The organism is Qipengyuania sp. S6317L1 (assembly GCF_023015615.1).
In the GTDB taxonomy this organism is placed as follows: Bacteria; Pseudomonadota; Alphaproteobacteria; order Sphingomonadales; family Sphingomonadaceae; genus Erythrobacter.
The window spans coordinates 52219-67312 of record NZ_JALKAJ010000001.1; the positions used below are offsets into that span (position 1 = coordinate 52219).

Here is a 15094-nt window from a genome sequence, read left to right on the forward strand (position 1 = left end):
GACTCAAACGGGCGCGGGCGGCCAATTCTGCCTCGCGTAAATCGACAAGGTATAACAACCCAATGCCAACGCTCATCGACACGCTCATTCAGATCATATCACTGCTGGTAAATGTCTTTGTCATGCTGGTGATCGTGCAATTCGTCATCGGATTGCTGTTCGCCTTCAACGTGGTGAACCAATCGAACCAGTTTCTGGCGCAGGTTTACGAATCGATCAATCGCCTGATGGAGCCGGTTCTGCGCCCCGTGCGCAACATCATGCCGCAAACCGGCGCGCTTGATCTTTCGCCTCTGGTTGTGATCGTGGTGGCGCAGATCGTCCTCATCGTACTCAGCTCGATCGGGCGCTCGCTATGACCGCAGCGCGGATTGACGGCAAAGCTTTCGCTGCGCGCCTTCGCGAACGGGTCGGCGCCCATGCACTCGATTTTGCGAACGAAGCAGGGCGCAAGCCCGGGCTCGCGGTGGTTCTGGTCGGCGATGATCCCGCAAGCCAGGTCTATGTCGGCTCCAAAGGCAAGGCGACCCTTGCTGCCAATATGGAAAGCTTTGAGCATCGCCTGCCCGATGACACCAGCGAAGAGACGCTGTTGGCACTGGTCGAAAAGCTCAACCACGACGATGCGGTCGACGGTATTCTGGTGCAACTCCCGCTTCCCGATCACCTTGATGAACAATCCATCATCGCCTCGATCAGCCCTGACAAGGACGTCGATGGCTTTCATGTGATCAACGCAGGGCGTTTGAGCGTCGGGCAGTCGGGCTTTGTGCCTTGCACGCCGCTTGGCTGCATGATGCTTTTAACCGACCAATTGGGCGATCTGTCTGGTCTTGAGGCTGTCGTCATTGGCCGTTCGAACATTGTGGGCAAGCCGATGGCGCAGCTGCTGCTCGATGCGAACGCCACCGTCACCATCGCGCACAGCCGGACGAAAGATCTGGCCGGGGTGGTCGCGCGCGCAGACATCGTGGTCGCTGCGGTCGGTCGCCCGAACATGGTGCGCAAGGAATGGCTCAAACCCGGCGCGACCGTAATTGACGTTGGCATCAACCGCCTGCCGCCTGAACCGGGCAAGGACAAAGGCAAGCTTGTGGGTGATGTCGCCTTTGACGAGGCAAGCGAAGTGGCGAGCGCGATTACGCCTGTCCCGGGCGGCGTTGGCCCGATGACCATCGCCGTGCTCCTTCGCAACACCCTCGTCGCAGCACACCGCAATGCTGGGTTAAGCGTTCCCGAGGGTATCTAGGAGCCTCACAACCGAGGAGACTACACATGAAGCAGGCGTTCACATTCGGCATGATCGCAGCACTCGCGGTGGGGCTGGGCGCGTGTGCCTCGTCTGCCCCGCGCGGTCCATCCGAAAAGGTGATAGACCGCGTGCTCGCAACTGCTCCCGGCAAGGCTCAGCCAAGCACGATTGTCTCTACCGAGATCGCTTATGCAAAGGCTGCCAAGGCGCAAGGGTTTGCATCCGCCATGCTGGAATATGCAGCCCCCGGCGCGCAAATGCATACGCCCGATGGCGTGGTGTCAGCGCAAGCTGTGGCCGATCGGCTCGCAGCCGCAGGTGTGGAGCCGCAATGGGGGCCGCGCCTCGTGGTGAAAAGCTGCGATGGTTCACTCGCGCTTTCGCAAGGGCGCTATGTCGATGAAGCCGGAGTGGTCGGCAATTATGTCACCACCTGGGCGCGCCAGCCCGATGGTGCTTACAAATGGACCTACGATGCAGCCGGCCCTGATGTTCCGCAGCCACCGCCGCGCAAACAGTTCGAGGATGGTGATATCGTGGTGACCGCTCTGGATGTGGTGCAGGGCCTTGTGGCCACCTGTCCGCGCGAAGGCGAGCCAACTCCGCCGCCGCCTCCCATTCCGGCAGGTGAGGGCGGCGCATCAGCAGCGCAGATCTCTCGCGATGGCACGCTTCGCTGGCGCTGGGAGCACCGCGAGGGCGGCACCAAATACGTGACCGCCGACTATTATTTCGATGGCGAATGGGTGATGGCAATCGAAGAAAACCTTGCATCCCCAAGCGAATGATGGGCAAGGGCGGCTGATGATTTCTGAACTTTTTATCTCTGCCTTTGTGACGCTTTTTGTAGTAATTGACCCGCCCGGCTGCGCGCCGATTTATGCAGGGCTGACCAAGACCGCTCCGCCCGCTCAGGCTCGCAATATGGCGCTTCGTGCGGTCGCGATTGCCGCGATAATTCTTCTGATCTTTGCTTTCTTCGGCGAAAGCCTTTTGGCTGCGCTGCATATTGAACTCGACAGTTTTCGCATCGCTGGCGGGCTCATGCTCTTTTTCATCGCGTTCGAAATGGTTTTCGAAAAACGCACACAGCGCCGCACCGACCGCGCGGACAAGGTGAACGCTGATCCCGAGGTCGAGGATGTCTCGGTCTTTCCAATGGCCATGCCGATGCTTGCCGGGCCCGGTGCGATTGCAGCGGTGATGCTGTTGATGAACGAGGCGGAAACGACGGCCGAGACTATCGAAGTGTTCGCTGCGCTGGGCGCGGTTCTGGCGCTTACCGCGGTTGCTCTGGTTGCTGCTGGCCCGCTTATCCGCTTGCTCGGCGACAAGGTCGAGGCGGTGGTGACGCGCTTGCTCGGTGTGCTTCTCGCAGCGCTCGCTGCGCAGTATGTGATCGACGGGATCAAAGGCAACTTCGGCTTCGCCTAGGCGGTAGCCTTTTGAGGCGCAGCCACCGCTGACCTTTATTGCAAGGTCGTAATCTCTTCGCCGCCGTCGCTGCGTCCGAAAAACTGCATCAGCTGCACCAGAAGTTCGCACCGCTCGGTCAGGGAACCGGCTTCAAGCAATGCCTGTTTGGATGCAGGATCGAATGGCGCGATTTGCGAGACGCCATTGATAAGCGACATATCGTCGAGATCCTTCACCGAATCCCAGTCAACGCTATACCCTTGCGCATCGGCAAATTCGCGCGCTTCCTGTTCAAAGCCGCCCCGCTGGGCAAAGCTCAAAGTCTCGTCCTCGTCATCCTCGATCAGCTCTGCCTCGACCTGACGAAAGGCGGTTGCAACATCCAATTCGCGCAGTACGCGAAAACGCGACTGGCCTTCGAGAATGAGGTTATAGCGCCCGTCGTCCATCGCCTCGATCTCGCCGATGCGCCCGACACAGCCGATTGAGTAAAGCGGCGCGCCGTCCACGGCCCGCTGTGGCTGGATCATTCCGATCCGGCGGTCGCGCACCAACGCATCGCCTACCAAGGCCCGGTAGCGCGGCTCAAAGATATGCAGCGGCAATTGCAGGCCCGGAAACAGGACTGCGCCGGCAAGGGGGAAGATGGAGAGGCGAGTGGACATCAAGAGCGCGCTTACCCGAACAGGATCTTGGACAGGCGACGGCGGGTCGCCACCACCCACTCGTCCTGAAGACCCACTGCCTCGAAAATCTTGAGAAGCTGCGCACGTGCGGCACCATCGTTCCAGCCGCGATCTTTCTCGATCATGGTCAGAAGCGTTTCGGCAGCTTCGTCGCGCTGGCCAGCTGCAAAGGCGGCCTCGGCAAAGGCGAGCTGTGCGTCCATATCATCAGGATTGGCCGTCGCTGCCTCTCGCAAAGCTGAAAGCTCGCCATCATCGACGCTGTTTGCCGCAAGTTCGAGCGCGGCTTTCGCCGCTGCAACCGCTGGATCACCAGAAAGCTTCTCGTCAGCTTCAATAGCCGCCAGAACCTGTGCCGCCTCATCGGTTTGCCCCAGGGCAACCATGGCCTTCACAAGCCCGGCATGCGCCGCTGCGTTGTCGCTCGCAAATTCGGTCACTTGCGCAAAGATACCCGCTGCGCGCTGTGCATCGCCTTCGGCAAGCGCGGCTTCGCCCATGGCGACAAATTGCGCGATTTCTTCTGCTGACGGCCCTTGCTGCGCGCCGCCACCAGCGCCCGCCTCGATTGGCAACTGGCCAAGCAGCTGGTCGAGCATCTGCGAAAGCTGGCTCTCGGTGCGCGCATTGGTGAGGTCGGCAACCGGTTGACCTTGAAACAGGGCATAGACGGTGGGGATCGACTTCACCTGAAACTGGCTCGCGATGAACTGTTCTTCATCCACGTTGATCTTGGCAAGCACCACGCCTTTATCTGCGTAATCGGCAGCGACTTTTTCAATCACCGGAGTAAGGGCCTTACACGGGCCGCACCACTCCGCCCAGAAATCGACAATCACGAGCTTGGTCATGCTCGGGTCGACGACCTCCTTGCGGAAACGCTCGACGGCTTTTTGCTCTTCGATGTTTAGACCCATGCTTGCCACGAATAGGGCTCCTACTGTTTGACTGGTGCATCGCTGCCCAGAGTGATTCTTCGGCTTCCCATTTGGGGTGTTCGGCGGCCTTTTGAAGGGTGCAGCAGGCGCTGGCTAGTCACTCGTCCCACAAAGAGAACAAAAAGACGGCATTTTTCTTTCTTTTTGGGGTTGCAGCGCATCGAACCCGCTGTTAATTGGCCGCCTCCCCGGCAGAGAGTTGCGGTATCCCGCCTTTCTGTGTGGCGTCAGTGAGCGGGCGTAGCTCAGGGGTAGAGCACAACCTTGCCAAGGTTGGGGTCGGGCGTTCGAATCGCCTCGCCCGCTCCATTATTTCAATGACTTAAGAGAAGTCATTGTGATTTCCATGAAAAAAACATGAAAAACAGCGTGTGGCTTGGGTGGCATTAGAGCCCTTCAATCTTCACATGACGGTCTGCTTCGCATTGGCTGTGGTCACCGAGCGCTTCGATCACCTTACATTCTGCGACTGACCCGCCGCCGCATGCTTCTGCAATGCGTTCCAGCTCTCCTTCAAGGGCCTGCAGTTGCGAGATTCGCTGTTTGACCAACGCAAGCTGCCTCTCAGCAATTTCATTGGCCGTTGAACAATCCATCTCTGGCGTGGCTTGGAGGTGGAGCATCTCTCGAATGGCATCCAAGGGAAAGCCGAGAAAGCGAGAGTGCTTGATGAAGCCAATGCGCTTAATGTCGCTTTCTAGATACAACCGTCGCCCACCCGAACTTCGTTCCGGCTCGGCAATTAACCCAACCTTCTCATAGTAACGGATTGTCGTGATTTTCACGCCTGATTGCTTCGAAAGCTCACCAATCGAAAGAGATTTCATAGAGTTACAACTTTTCGCTTGCTTCTACAGTCACTGTAGCTCGTATCGGACTGTCTGTCATTACGACTCAAGGAAAAAGAGCAATGTCAGGCTGCTGCGAAGAGAAAGTGTTTCATGGGCTATCTCCTGCCTACAAGCGAGCGCTGATTGCGGTCATCGTAATGAACGCGACTATGTTTGTTGTCGAAATGTGGGCTGGCGTCACCTCTGGCTCGCAAGCGCTCAAAGCGGATGCTTTGGATTTTGCAGGGGACGCGGCAACCTATGCCCTTAGCTTGGCGGTCATCGGCGCTTCTGTCCGAACGAGAGCGCTGGCATCCCTCGTGAAGAGCGGCTCATTGGCGACTATCGCTATCGCAGTGCTTGTAATGACCGCGCTACGGTTTGCGGAGGGTATGCCTCCCGAGGCGCAGACTATGAGCCTCGTAGCTCTTCTTGCGCTCGCGGCGAATGTTGCGAGCGTCCTAATCTTGCTCAAGTGGCGCGATGGGGACAGCAATGTCCGCTCCGTTTGGTTGTGTTCGCGCAATGACGCGATTGGCAATGTCGGGGTAATTGGGGCTGGCCTTCTTGTCGCCGCGACCGCGAGCGCAATACCAGACCTATTAGTCGCGGTTCTGCTGGCAGGACTCTTCCTTCGCTCATCCATTTCAATCGCTCGGCAAGCGCTTGCGGAATTGCGCTCAGACAACGCGCAACCTGCGTGCGCGAACGGAGGGCAATGAGATGACAGATAGCCAAAAAAGCCGCATCAAGACGTTCCTACAAGACCAATATCGCGATGCGCGCAGCGCTGAGAATGCGGGCAAGATCGAAGACGCGTGGGCCAGCTTGGAGCGGGCACACATTGTCGCGCAAGGAATGTTCGCACCGCACCTCTACTCGCATTGGCGGATGCTCGCACTCGCGACAAAAACTGCGGACATAAGAGAAGTGTTCGGTCAGCTGATGCGCCTTGCGCTCGCACCACTCGGCAACCTCACAGGACGTCTTCCCATCGGCAACACAGGCCGCTCCGACGTAAGCGCATTTGCTCACATGGACATCCCAACTGACCTTCAAGCCATTCTCAAAGACCAAATCAAATAGCCTCCAATTCAATAGCAACCCTTCGAAGGACTTCTCGTGACCTCCCCTCTTCGCACCCCATTATTCTTGAGCGCCGTCGCGTTTCTTGCTTTTCCGTCATCTGGCTTTGCGCAGGACCGGTTTGCCCCCGTCCCTCCTGCCGATGAAGCCGAAAGTGAAGAAGCTGAAGATGATGTGATAATCGTCCAAGGCATTCGTCGCCCCCGCCGCGTGCAGGATCAACCTGTCAGGGTCGAAGTTCTTCCGCGTGAGGAGATCGAGGAAAAGGCGATCATGCGCCCCGGAAACATCGCCACTCTAGTCAATGAAACTGGCGGCGTCCGAGTGCAGATCACGTCCCCTGCGCTTGGCGATGCGAACATACAAATTCAGGGTTTGGAAGGGCGTTACACTCAGCTGCTCGCCGATAACTTGCCGCTGTTTGGAGGTCAGGCTTCTTCACTTGGCTTGTTGCAAATCCCGCCAACCGACCTTGGGCAAGTCGAGGTTATCAAGGGCTCTGTTTCGGCCCTCTATGGAGCATCGGCGCTGGGGGGTGTCATCAACCTTATATCCAAACGACCGGGCGATGCATTCGAAGCAGAAGCGCTGTTGAACGTCACTTCACGCAATGGACAGGATTTCACCAGCTATGTGGCAGGGCCTGTCAGTTCCAACGTCGGATTGTCGCTGACCACAGGCGCGCACAGGCAATCGGCCCAAGACATTGATGGCGACGGTTGGGCAGATATGCCCGCCTATGATCGGTTCGTTGCGCGTCCAAGGCTGCAATTCGATGGCGATGACGGAAGCTCTGTTTACCTAACCCTTGGGGCAATGACCGAGGACCGCGTTGGTGGCACTCTTCCGGGTCGCACCGTGCCTGATGGGACTAGCTTCGTGCAAGCACAGGAAACTGACCGCTTCGATGCTGGCTTAGTTATCAGCAAGCCTTTGTCTGATAGTGCAACACTCGGCGTGCGCGGCTCTGTAATGCATCAAAATCACATTCACCTGTTTGGCGATGTGATTGAAGATGACTGCCATCAGAGCCTCTTTGGCGAGTCCTCCATCACCTTCATTGATGGCCCAACCTCTCTGGTTGGTGGTGTTGCGTTTCAATCTGATCGCTATCGCTCTGAGACGTTTCCGGCATTCAACTACACCTATGATGTGCCCGGCATTTTCGGGCAGGTCGAATACGAGGCCACGTTTGATCTAACCCTTGCCGCAAGCGCCCGCGTCGATTTTCACAGTGAGTTCGGCACTCAATTCAGCCCTCGTTTTTCCGCGCTCTACAGGCCGGGGAACTGGACGATCCGAGGCTCAGTCAGTCGGGGGTTCTTCGCGCCTACCCCGTTTGTCGACGAGATACAGGCCGCTGGTCTCTCACGATTAGAGCCGTTGGGCGATCTTGACGTGGAAACAGCGCAGACTGCCTCGCTCGATTTCAGTTATTCCGATGGGCCTTGGGAAGCGAACGCTACGCTATTCGGCGCGAACATCGAAAACGCGACACGGCTTGAAGAGATTGCGCCTGACCGGGTTCAAATCGTCAATATCGACGGCACAACACGGGTGCGCGGAACCGAGCTGCTTCTGCGCTACAAGAACGACGGTTTCACGGTCACCGGGAGCTATGTTTTCGTGGATGCGAGCGAGCCTGATCCAAGCGGAATTGGTCGCAGCCAAGTCCCTTTGACGCCCAAGCATTCCGCAGGATTGGTCGCCATATGGGAGGACCATGGCAACGCACGCTTGGGCTTTGAAGCCTACTACACCGGAAAGCAGGAGCTGGAGGACAACCCATTCCGCGAGCGCTCCCGCCCCTTCTTCTTTCTCGGCCTGCTCGGTGAGGTCACGCGTGGTAAGGTCAGTTTCTTCCTCAATGCCGAGAACCTGCTCAACATTCGCCAGACCCGCTACGATCCGCTCCTATTGCCTCAACGCGCAGCGAGCGGAGAATGGACGGTCGATGCTTGGGCACCTTTGGAGGGCTTTACGCTGAACGGGGGCATTCGCCTCAAGTTTGGCAGCTGATGAGTAGGCTGAGCGAATCATCGCTTGAATGGGCGCTCTTTAGTGTCTCGCTAGGTTCCATCATTTTGATTTTTGCGCTCGCGGTCGTCTCCGCTTTTCGGAGTGAATTTCAGTTCTTCCCACCGCCGAGCAAGCAGAGCTGGCAGCATCGCACGTTTCTATTGCTTTTCCGGCTCTTTCTTTATCCGCTGATTGCTCTGACGGTGATCGCATTTGAGCCAGTGCCCCGAACCGACTTTGCGCTTCGCTATGGCTTTGGCGGGTTATTGTTTGTTTGCGGTTTCGGAATGGCTTTCTGGATCACCCTTAATATGGGTTGGCGAAATGCGTTTGGAGAGAAGCGCGGCCTTGTCACCGACGGCTGTTTTAGGTTCAGCCGCAATCCTATTTACGTTGCAACTTGGGTTGGGCTTGCCGGTTGGGGCTTGATCGCCAACCAATTGCCAGTGACAATCCTACTTCTGGCTTGGTCCATCCTATATGTGCTCGCGCCGTTCTTCGAGGAGCCATGGCTCGAAGCTCAATATGGAGCGGCCTATCGAGATTACAAAGCAAGAACAAGGCGGTTTGTTTGATGAAATGGCAGACCCGCATTGCAGTCCTATATCCGCTTCTATCAGGAGCGATTTTCGTTGCATTGGGATTGCTTACACTCGCCCAGCCTGATGTCTTCGAATACTACGCTATAGGCATAGATAGCGCCTCAGCACGGACTGCTATTCGTGCAATGATCGGGGGCGGTGAGGTCGGACTTGGAATCCTTATGTTCGGCGGCGGCCGACTGGGGTTCTCTGTCGGCCATAGATGCACAATTGCTGCGACGATCTTTGCCTGTGTGGGCCTTGCAAGACTTTTAAGCGCGGCGCTCGAAGGCAATCAGCTTCTAGGTAGCCACCAGCCCTTCAGAGAAGCGTGGGTAGAGCTAATGCTCGGCTGCTTGGGCGTCTTGGCAGCAATCATAGCTCGTAGGGCTGACTTGAGCCGAGGAAGCGAGGGAAAAAGCTGACCGAGAATTGTTGATTGACCGAAACCGCTATGCGGACAGGCTGCCATCGACCTAAATGCGGAATTGGTCCAAGCTACTTCCTCGTCCGCTCCAAAAGGTCCACGAGTTCCTCGAACTTCTCCCGCTGCTCGCCTTCATCGCCACTGGCGATTGCTTCGGCAACGCAGCAAGCCGCGTGATCTTTGAGAACCTGTGTCTCCACTTTCGCCAACGCCGATTTGATCGCCGCGATCTGATGAAGGATGTCCATGCAGTAGCGGTCATCCTCGACCATCTGCGCAACGCCGCGCACTTGGCCTTCAATCCGCTTTAGGCGGTTCAGCTTTGCGTTGGAGTCTTTGGCCATTGGTCGATCCTGATTGAAATACCCTAGGGGGGTATATATAGGTGAGAGCATTCGTTCAACAGAGATGACTTTCTACATGCCCCAGTTCTCCCGCCGCAACCTCATCACTAGCATTGCCGCACTGGCCGCAGCTTCTTCGCTTCCGATGCCTGCATGGGCGCGTGGTCAGTCGATGCCTCACGCGAACAAGGGGTTTGGTCAATTGTCTGGTGAGGACATCAACCTTTCAATTGGTGATGCGCATTTCATGACTGGAGGACGCTCTGGTCATGCCTTTGCCGTAAACGGCACAGTGCCCGGTCCCTTGATCCGTTTGCGCGAAGGGCAGGACGTTCGGCTGCATGTAACGAACAATCTGGATGAGGACAGCTCGATACATTGGCATGGCCTACTTTTGCCATTCCAGTTTGACGGAGTGCCCGGTGTCAGCTTCCCCGGCATCAAGCCGGGTGAGACCTTTACCTACGAGTTCCCGATCCGTCAGACAGGAACCTATTGGTGGCACTCACACTCTGGGCTGCAAGAACAGGCGGGACACTACGGACCCATCATCATTGAAAGCGACAAACCGGACCCGCGCTATGACCGCGACTATGTCGTGCTTCTATCCGAGTTCACGCCAATCCATCCGCACCAGATTATGCGCCTCTTGAAGGTCGGCGAGCACTATTTCCAAAACCAGATGCAAAGCGCGACCGAGGGCGAGATGTCTGGCGAAATGCGTCGCATGTGGGGACAGATGCGAATGAACCCGCGCGACATCGCGGATGTGTCAGGGCAGACCTACACCTATCTCATCAACGGCCACGGCCCCTCCGACAATTTGCAATTGGAGTTCAAACCGGGCGAGCGCGTGCGGCTCCGGGTGATCAATGGCAGTGCCATGACTTTCTTCAACGTCCGCATTCCCGGCGTGCCCATGACCGTTATCCAAGCAGACGGGCAAGACGTTGACGAGGTCGAGGTGGACGAGTTCCAGATCGGCGTCGCCGAGACCTACGACGTGATAGTTGCGCCCAAGGACGGCAGTCACGCGATTGTAGCTGAGGCAATGGACCGCAGCGGTATGGGCGTTGCTAGCCTCACCTCGCATCCCGGTCACATCGCGACGCCTCCCGCGCTTCGCAAAATTCCAACGCTCACCATGACCGACATGGGAATGATGGACCACGCTGCTCACGCCGCAATGGGTCACGACATGGGCGATATGGAGCACAATATGCGCGACACATCGCTACTACCCGATGACGTTAAAGTCGGTCCGGGCGTGGACATGGTTGCCCCAATGCCAATTGACCGAATGGATTTTCCCGGACTTGGCTTAGACAACGTGCCGCACCGGGTGCTGCGCTACACCGACCTCAAGGCCAAGCGCATGAACCCGCACCGCCAGGTTGACCGGGAGATGGAGATACATCTCACCGGGAATATGGAGCGGTATATGTGGTCTTTCGACGGCAAGAAGTTCACCGCCGTCACCGATGACCCGATCCGCTTTGGATACGATGAGCGTGTCCGAGTGAAACTGGTCAATCAGACCATGATGGCACACCCCATTCACCTGCACGGTCACTTCTTCGAGATGGTGAACGGCGCTGATCACATGCACCAGCCATTGAAGCATACAATGATTGTGCAACCGGGGGGCACAGCGACTTTCGATCTCACCGCAAATGAGCCGGGAGATTGGGCGTTCCACTGTCATCTCCTCTACCACATGCACGCGGGCATGATGCAGGTTGTAACGGTGCGGCCATTCCCAGATGGGGCACTGGGCTGATGCGCTCACTCTTCACTGTTGGCACGGCCCTGATTGCCGTTTCGTCGTTCGCGCCGTTGGCGGCGCAGGATCACTCCTCTCATAGCAGCGACCCGCCGCCGGAAATGGATCACTGCGCAATGGGGCACCTTCCGCCCGAACAATGCCCGCCAAAAGATGAGCACGACGGTCATGACGCAATGGACCATGACTCCATGGATCATGGCAGCAAGGATCACAGCCAGCACGGTGGACACACAAACAAGTCTATCCCCGGCGCTGCGCCAGAGGATGCAGTGCCTGCGCGAGCCTTTGAAGGTCCGCGCCATGCAGCCGACGTGATCTGGGGCGCGGACGCAATGGCACCTAGCCGCGATAACCTAGCCCGCGAGAACGGCGGGATGCGCACGGGAAGCGTTCTCATCGAGAGACTTGAAGCACGCATCGCGGCGGACGGCGGTGAGGATGGATATGTCTGGGACGCGCAAGCGTTCTATGGTGGCGACATCAACCGCTTTGTCCTAAAAACTGAGGGCGAAGGCGAGTTTAGCGGCGACTTGGAGGCCGCAGAGATTCAGGCGCTCTATAGCCGCGCCATCGGCCCCTTCTTTGATCTGCAAGCGGGCGTGCGTTTTGACCCGGAGCCGGACACACGTGGGCATTTGGTTGTCGGCGTGCAGGGTCTCGCGCCCTACATGTTCCATGTGGATGGTGCACTGTTCTTGTCGGATCGAGGCGATCTCACTGCGCGACTAGAAGGCGAGTATGATCAGAGGATTACACAGAGGCTGATTGTGCAGCCGCGCCTTGAGGTTGAATTGTCTGCACAAGACATTCCCGAGCGCGGGATCGGTGCGGGGATCACCAAGATCGAACCGGGTGTGCGGCTGCGCTACGAGATCGAGCGCGAGTTCGCACCCTATGTAGGCATTCAATATGAGGCTGCTTTGGGGGAATCCGCCGACATTGCCCGCGCCGCTGGCGACGACCCAAATGGGCTAAAGGTTGTGTTCGGCCTGAGGGCTTGGTTCTAGCTGACAGCGCAACATTAGCATCCGCCTGATTGATACTTACGCATTGCTTCAGCAATCATCGAGGCAAGTCGTTCGTCCTCATTGGCGGGAGCCGGAGTGCCAAGCTTTCGTATGAGATGCGCTTGACGAGCGGCTGGCACCTTGCCGTAGCTAGTGAACGTGGTGAGCACGCGTTCGTGCCCGATATTCTGCGACCAAGCCTTAAATTGCTCTGGCGTAGTGCAGATGCGCTCGCCGAGCTGCACCAGCGCATCGCGGAAACAATGCGGATTGAAATAGGGCAGACCAGCCTCTTCGAAGGCCTCACGATAGATTGAACGGATCGGCCCCGTATCGCTCCAGTGATCGCGGGCTAGGCCGATAGCTTGAAAACCACCTTGTTCCCCCAGCCCCACTAGCGTTTTGGGGAACAGCGGATCATCTTCGCCCCAAAGCAGTCCGTTACGAAGATGCTCACACCAGTCGGTGACAATCTGGACCGCATCGCCACCCACCGGACAAAACCACGTCGTGAAAGTCTTGCTGGCCTTCGTGCTAACGTCGCGCGCATCCTGATGCACGCAGCCCTGTTCCATGTCGATGTGCTTGAGCTTCAGGCTGGTAAGGGCCGCCGCCCGCGCGCCGGTCAAAAGTGCCAGTGCAATCAAGGCGCGGTTGCGTTTCTCAATATCCGTTTCGGCTGACATCGTCGCGAGCACATGGTGCACCTGCTCCAGCGTCGGCACGCGCTTCTCGCGGATCGCCTTGGCGATGCGCACTTCCTTGTCAGAGAGATTGAAGTAGTCGGCATCGCTGTAGGCAATGCGGCGCTTGTATCCCGGCTGGCTAGCAAGCCAGATGAAAAATTCGCGCAATGCCGATAGGGTCGAATGCACCGTGGCGCGGGACAAGGGCTTGCCCGTGCGCTCGTTCTTTTCCGTATTGAGCCGCTTCTTGAAAGCCACCGCCTGCTCGCGATGGAACTTCTTGAAGTCCTTGTGCCCGGTGGACTCTTCAAAGCGGGCGAGCGCCTTGGCGATGGGGTCGATCGACTTCTCATCGCGCCGCCGCGCTTCCTTCAGATAGTGGAAGTATTCTCGCTTGATCCGGGTGTTTGCTGCGTTGTGCTTTGCCATGCGTTAGGCTCCAGTCGTTTCGTCATAGTTTGGGGAGGGGCGCGCAATCTCCACTATGCTTGAAGCTGCCTGCGTGATTTGGACGTCCAGACTGGGCATTTTGGCGGGAATATCGACCAGCCGGGTGCGCCGGTGCATCATGGTCCCGCACGTCTCGCACAGGGCTTTCAGATTGCCCGTAACAGCGTTTGTGGCCGCGTAATCGACCATGCCGAATGCGGGCGCTTTCGGCTCACGGCACTTGAAGCAATACATCTGTCCCGGCTGGCACGGGCGCTTCGCCGCCTTGCGCTGCTTGCCCCACCAGGCCTGAAAGTCGCTACCTAGTATCAGGGTGGGCTTAGCTCCATCGATTGCGGGCAGCCCCTTCTTGAGCCACCCGCGCACGGTATGTTTGTGAACGCCAAGCACATCAGCAAGCTCGGTCACGGTAAAGGAGCGATGCTTTTTGGCTAGGCGCGGGTTGATCCGCTTCATCGCCTTTGCCCTAGCCTTCGCCGTCTACCAGCCGCCGGACCGACGCGGTCGTCACCATACGCCGCCGCCCCATCTTGCGGCTATCAAGCTTGCCCTCGCCAATCAGGGCATAAACGGACGTGCGGCCAAGATTGAGAGCTTTGGCAGTTTCGGTGATCGAAATCAGGAGAGGTTCCATCTGGATATTCCTTGCTTTGGGCCAGCAGGTGCCAGCGGATGCAGGGAACTATCGGTGAACCATCGGCGAAAGTCGGACGAAAAGGCCGGAATAGGGCCGGAAATTGATCGCGAACGAAATTCAGGCCTTTTGCGATTCCGTCCAGATTAGTTTGGCATACGGTCGAACGGTGCTTTCAGATGGCCCACCCTCTTCTCCGCTCAGATACGCAATTAGTGCGCGCTCGATGTCAGCTTGTGTCTCGGGCCTTAGCTCGCCTCGATGGATGAATCCGAAAACGGCTAGGACGCTCTCAGGCCAATCATATTTAGGTCGCCGACCCCGTGTCGCTCGTTCGCTCGCGGCCTCTTCAATCTGCGATTCCATCGCCTGATTGGCGACTCCAACGATTTCACCATCAGGGCCGGGAAGCGCCAGCGGGAAGATCGTAATGTCTTGCACTGAGTAGCATTCCTCAAAGTATTCAGGATCATTCGAGCTTGTTCCCGGAGGACACAGAGCAAAACTAAAGCGGCTCAAATTTGGCTCCCAATCCACGATTGGGACGTCGTTCATTCCCATTTTTTGAAGTGTCGTCTTTGGACCTCGAAACTCACCTTCCTCCAATTGGCGTTTCTCCTCGCGTAGTAGATCTGACAACGTCTTCCACCGTTCAGGTGGGATCGCCGACATGCAGCCTTCTAGGTCGAAAAAGTCGCCTCGTTCATACTTTGACCATCTGAAATCACCGTGGGCCGTAAGTTGCCCCCTCTGCAACATCGCAAGTAGTGCAGACTTGGGGGCCTCCATCCCCTCGAATGCGAGGCGGTTCAGCACATCGCTCAGATATGTTGGGCTTGCCGAAGGGACACCATCAGGGTCGTATCGCACCCATTGCCACGTCTTCATTATCGAGAACGCGCGATCAGATAACCAAATCTCATTCGAATCAAGTTCTTCAGACAATTGCGAG

19 protein-coding genes and 1 tRNA gene are annotated in these 15094 nt (G+C 57.4%); 12 read left to right on the forward strand and 8 right to left on the reverse strand.

Annotated features, from left to right (window positions below; translation table 11 throughout):
- Window positions 1–62: 62 nt before the first annotated feature.
- Genes MWU38_RS00295 through MWU38_RS00310 form a run of 4 tightly spaced genes read left to right on the forward strand, consistent with a single transcriptional unit; the run spans window position 63 to window position 2686 of the window.
- On the forward strand, window positions 63–359 hold the full coding sequence (locus tag MWU38_RS00295; protein ID WP_247269836.1) for a YggT family protein: 297 nt from the start codon (window positions 63–65) through the stop codon (window positions 357–359).
- Window positions 356–1249: a bifunctional methylenetetrahydrofolate dehydrogenase/methenyltetrahydrofolate cyclohydrolase FolD gene (folD, locus tag MWU38_RS00300; protein ID WP_247269837.1), complete on the forward strand. Its 894-nt coding sequence runs from the start codon at window positions 356–358 to the stop codon at window positions 1247–1249. Before MWU38_RS00295 ends, folD begins: the two co-directional genes overlap by 4 nt.
- A 26-nt stretch (window positions 1250–1275) precedes the next feature.
- Complete coding sequence (locus MWU38_RS00305) at window positions 1276–2040, forward strand: hypothetical protein (protein ID WP_247269838.1); 765 nt, start codon at window positions 1276–1278, stop codon at window positions 2038–2040.
- A gap of 19 nt (window positions 2041–2059) precedes the next feature.
- Window positions 2060–2686: a MarC family protein gene (locus tag MWU38_RS00310; RefSeq protein WP_247270030.1), complete on the forward strand. Its 627-nt coding sequence runs from the start codon at window positions 2060–2062 to the stop codon at window positions 2684–2686.
- Window positions 2687–2721: 35 nt separating this feature from the next.
- Here the strand turns inward: MWU38_RS00310 and MWU38_RS00315 are convergent, their stop codons facing one another.
- Together MWU38_RS00315 and MWU38_RS00320 are read right to left on the reverse strand one after the other, a co-directional pair.
- Window positions 2722–3333, reverse strand: coding sequence for an LON peptidase substrate-binding domain-containing protein (locus MWU38_RS00315; protein ID WP_247269839.1), 612 nt, complete (start codon window positions 3331–3333; stop codon window positions 2722–2724).
- A gap of 11 nt (window positions 3334–3344) precedes the next feature.
- Window positions 3345–4271: a tetratricopeptide repeat protein gene (locus tag MWU38_RS00320; RefSeq protein WP_247270031.1), complete on the reverse strand. Its 927-nt coding sequence runs from the start codon at window positions 4269–4271 to the stop codon at window positions 3345–3347.
- Between the two features lie 255 nt (window positions 4272–4526).
- On the opposite strand from MWU38_RS00320, the gene MWU38_RS00325 reads away from it, so the two are divergent.
- Window positions 4527–4601 (forward strand) — tRNA-Gly (locus MWU38_RS00325).
- A gap of 77 nt (window positions 4602–4678) precedes the next feature.
- Here MWU38_RS00325 and MWU38_RS00330 read toward each other — a convergent pair.
- On the reverse strand, window positions 4679–5119 hold the full coding sequence (locus MWU38_RS00330) for a helix-turn-helix domain-containing protein (RefSeq protein WP_247269840.1): 441 nt from the start codon (window positions 5117–5119) through the stop codon (window positions 4679–4681).
- Between the two features lie 83 nt (window positions 5120–5202).
- Between MWU38_RS00330 and MWU38_RS00335 the strand changes: the two genes are divergently transcribed.
- The 5 genes from MWU38_RS00335 to MWU38_RS00355 all read left to right on the forward strand — a co-directional run bounded on the left by MWU38_RS00335 (window position 5203) and on the right by MWU38_RS00355 (window position 9233).
- Complete coding sequence (locus tag MWU38_RS00335; protein WP_281494453.1) at window positions 5203–5844, forward strand: cation transporter; 642 nt, start codon at window positions 5203–5205, stop codon at window positions 5842–5844.
- Window position 5845: 1 nt separating this feature from the next.
- Window positions 5846–6208 (forward strand): DUF3703 domain-containing protein, encoded by a 363-nt coding sequence (locus MWU38_RS00340; RefSeq protein WP_247269842.1) that lies wholly within the window; start codon window positions 5846–5848, stop codon window positions 6206–6208.
- Between the two features lie 66 nt (window positions 6209–6274).
- Window positions 6275–8227: a TonB-dependent receptor gene (locus tag MWU38_RS00345; protein ID WP_247269843.1), complete on the forward strand. Its 1953-nt coding sequence runs from the start codon at window positions 6275–6277 to the stop codon at window positions 8225–8227.
- A complete protein-coding gene (locus tag MWU38_RS00350) occupies window positions 8227–8802 on the forward strand; it encodes a PEMT/PEM2 methyltransferase family protein (protein ID WP_247269844.1) in 576 nt (191 codons plus the stop codon). The genes MWU38_RS00345 and MWU38_RS00350 overlap by 1 nt, the downstream gene beginning before the upstream one ends.
- On the forward strand, window positions 8802–9233 hold the full coding sequence (locus tag MWU38_RS00355; RefSeq protein WP_247269845.1) for a DUF4345 family protein: 432 nt from the start codon (window positions 8802–8804) through the stop codon (window positions 9231–9233). The genes MWU38_RS00350 and MWU38_RS00355 overlap by 1 nt, the downstream gene beginning before the upstream one ends.
- Before the next feature lie 73 nt (window positions 9234–9306).
- Here the strand turns inward: MWU38_RS00355 and MWU38_RS00360 are convergent, their stop codons facing one another.
- Window positions 9307–9579, reverse strand: a complete 273-nt coding sequence (locus MWU38_RS00360; protein ID WP_247269846.1) for a metal-sensitive transcriptional regulator — start codon at window positions 9577–9579, stop codon at window positions 9307–9309.
- A 76-nt stretch (window positions 9580–9655) separates the two neighbouring features.
- On the opposite strand from MWU38_RS00360, the gene MWU38_RS00365 reads away from it, so the two are divergent.
- The gene (locus MWU38_RS00365; RefSeq protein WP_247269847.1) at window positions 9656–11359 is read left to right on the forward strand and encodes a copper resistance system multicopper oxidase; all 1704 of its coding nucleotides are present in this window, start codon (window positions 9656–9658) and stop codon (window positions 11357–11359) included.
- Entirely contained in the window at window positions 11359–12372 is a 1014-nt protein-coding gene (locus MWU38_RS00370) for a copper resistance protein B (RefSeq protein ID WP_247269848.1), read from the forward strand. The genes MWU38_RS00365 and MWU38_RS00370 overlap by 1 nt, the downstream gene beginning before the upstream one ends.
- A 14-nt stretch (window positions 12373–12386) precedes the next feature.
- Here MWU38_RS00370 and MWU38_RS00375 read toward each other — a convergent pair whose 3' ends face one another.
- The 4 genes from MWU38_RS00375 to MWU38_RS00390 all read right to left on the reverse strand — a co-directional run bounded on the left by MWU38_RS00375 (window position 12387) and on the right by MWU38_RS00390 (window position 15087).
- The gene (locus MWU38_RS00375) at window positions 12387–13487 is read right to left on the reverse strand and encodes a tyrosine-type recombinase/integrase (protein WP_247269849.1); all 1101 of its coding nucleotides are present in this window, start codon (window positions 13485–13487) and stop codon (window positions 12387–12389) included.
- 3 nt (window positions 13488–13490) lie between these two features.
- Window positions 13491–13964 (reverse strand): helix-turn-helix domain-containing protein, encoded by a 474-nt coding sequence (locus MWU38_RS00380; RefSeq protein ID WP_247269850.1) that lies wholly within the window; start codon window positions 13962–13964, stop codon window positions 13491–13493.
- A gap of 10 nt (window positions 13965–13974) precedes the next feature.
- Complete coding sequence (locus MWU38_RS00385; RefSeq protein ID WP_247269851.1) at window positions 13975–14142, reverse strand: helix-turn-helix domain-containing protein; 168 nt, start codon at window positions 14140–14142, stop codon at window positions 13975–13977.
- Between the two features lie 120 nt (window positions 14143–14262).
- On the reverse strand, window positions 14263–15087 hold the full coding sequence (locus tag MWU38_RS00390; RefSeq protein ID WP_247269852.1) for a hypothetical protein: 825 nt from the start codon (window positions 15085–15087) through the stop codon (window positions 14263–14265).
- Window positions 15088–15094: the final 7 nt, after the last annotated feature.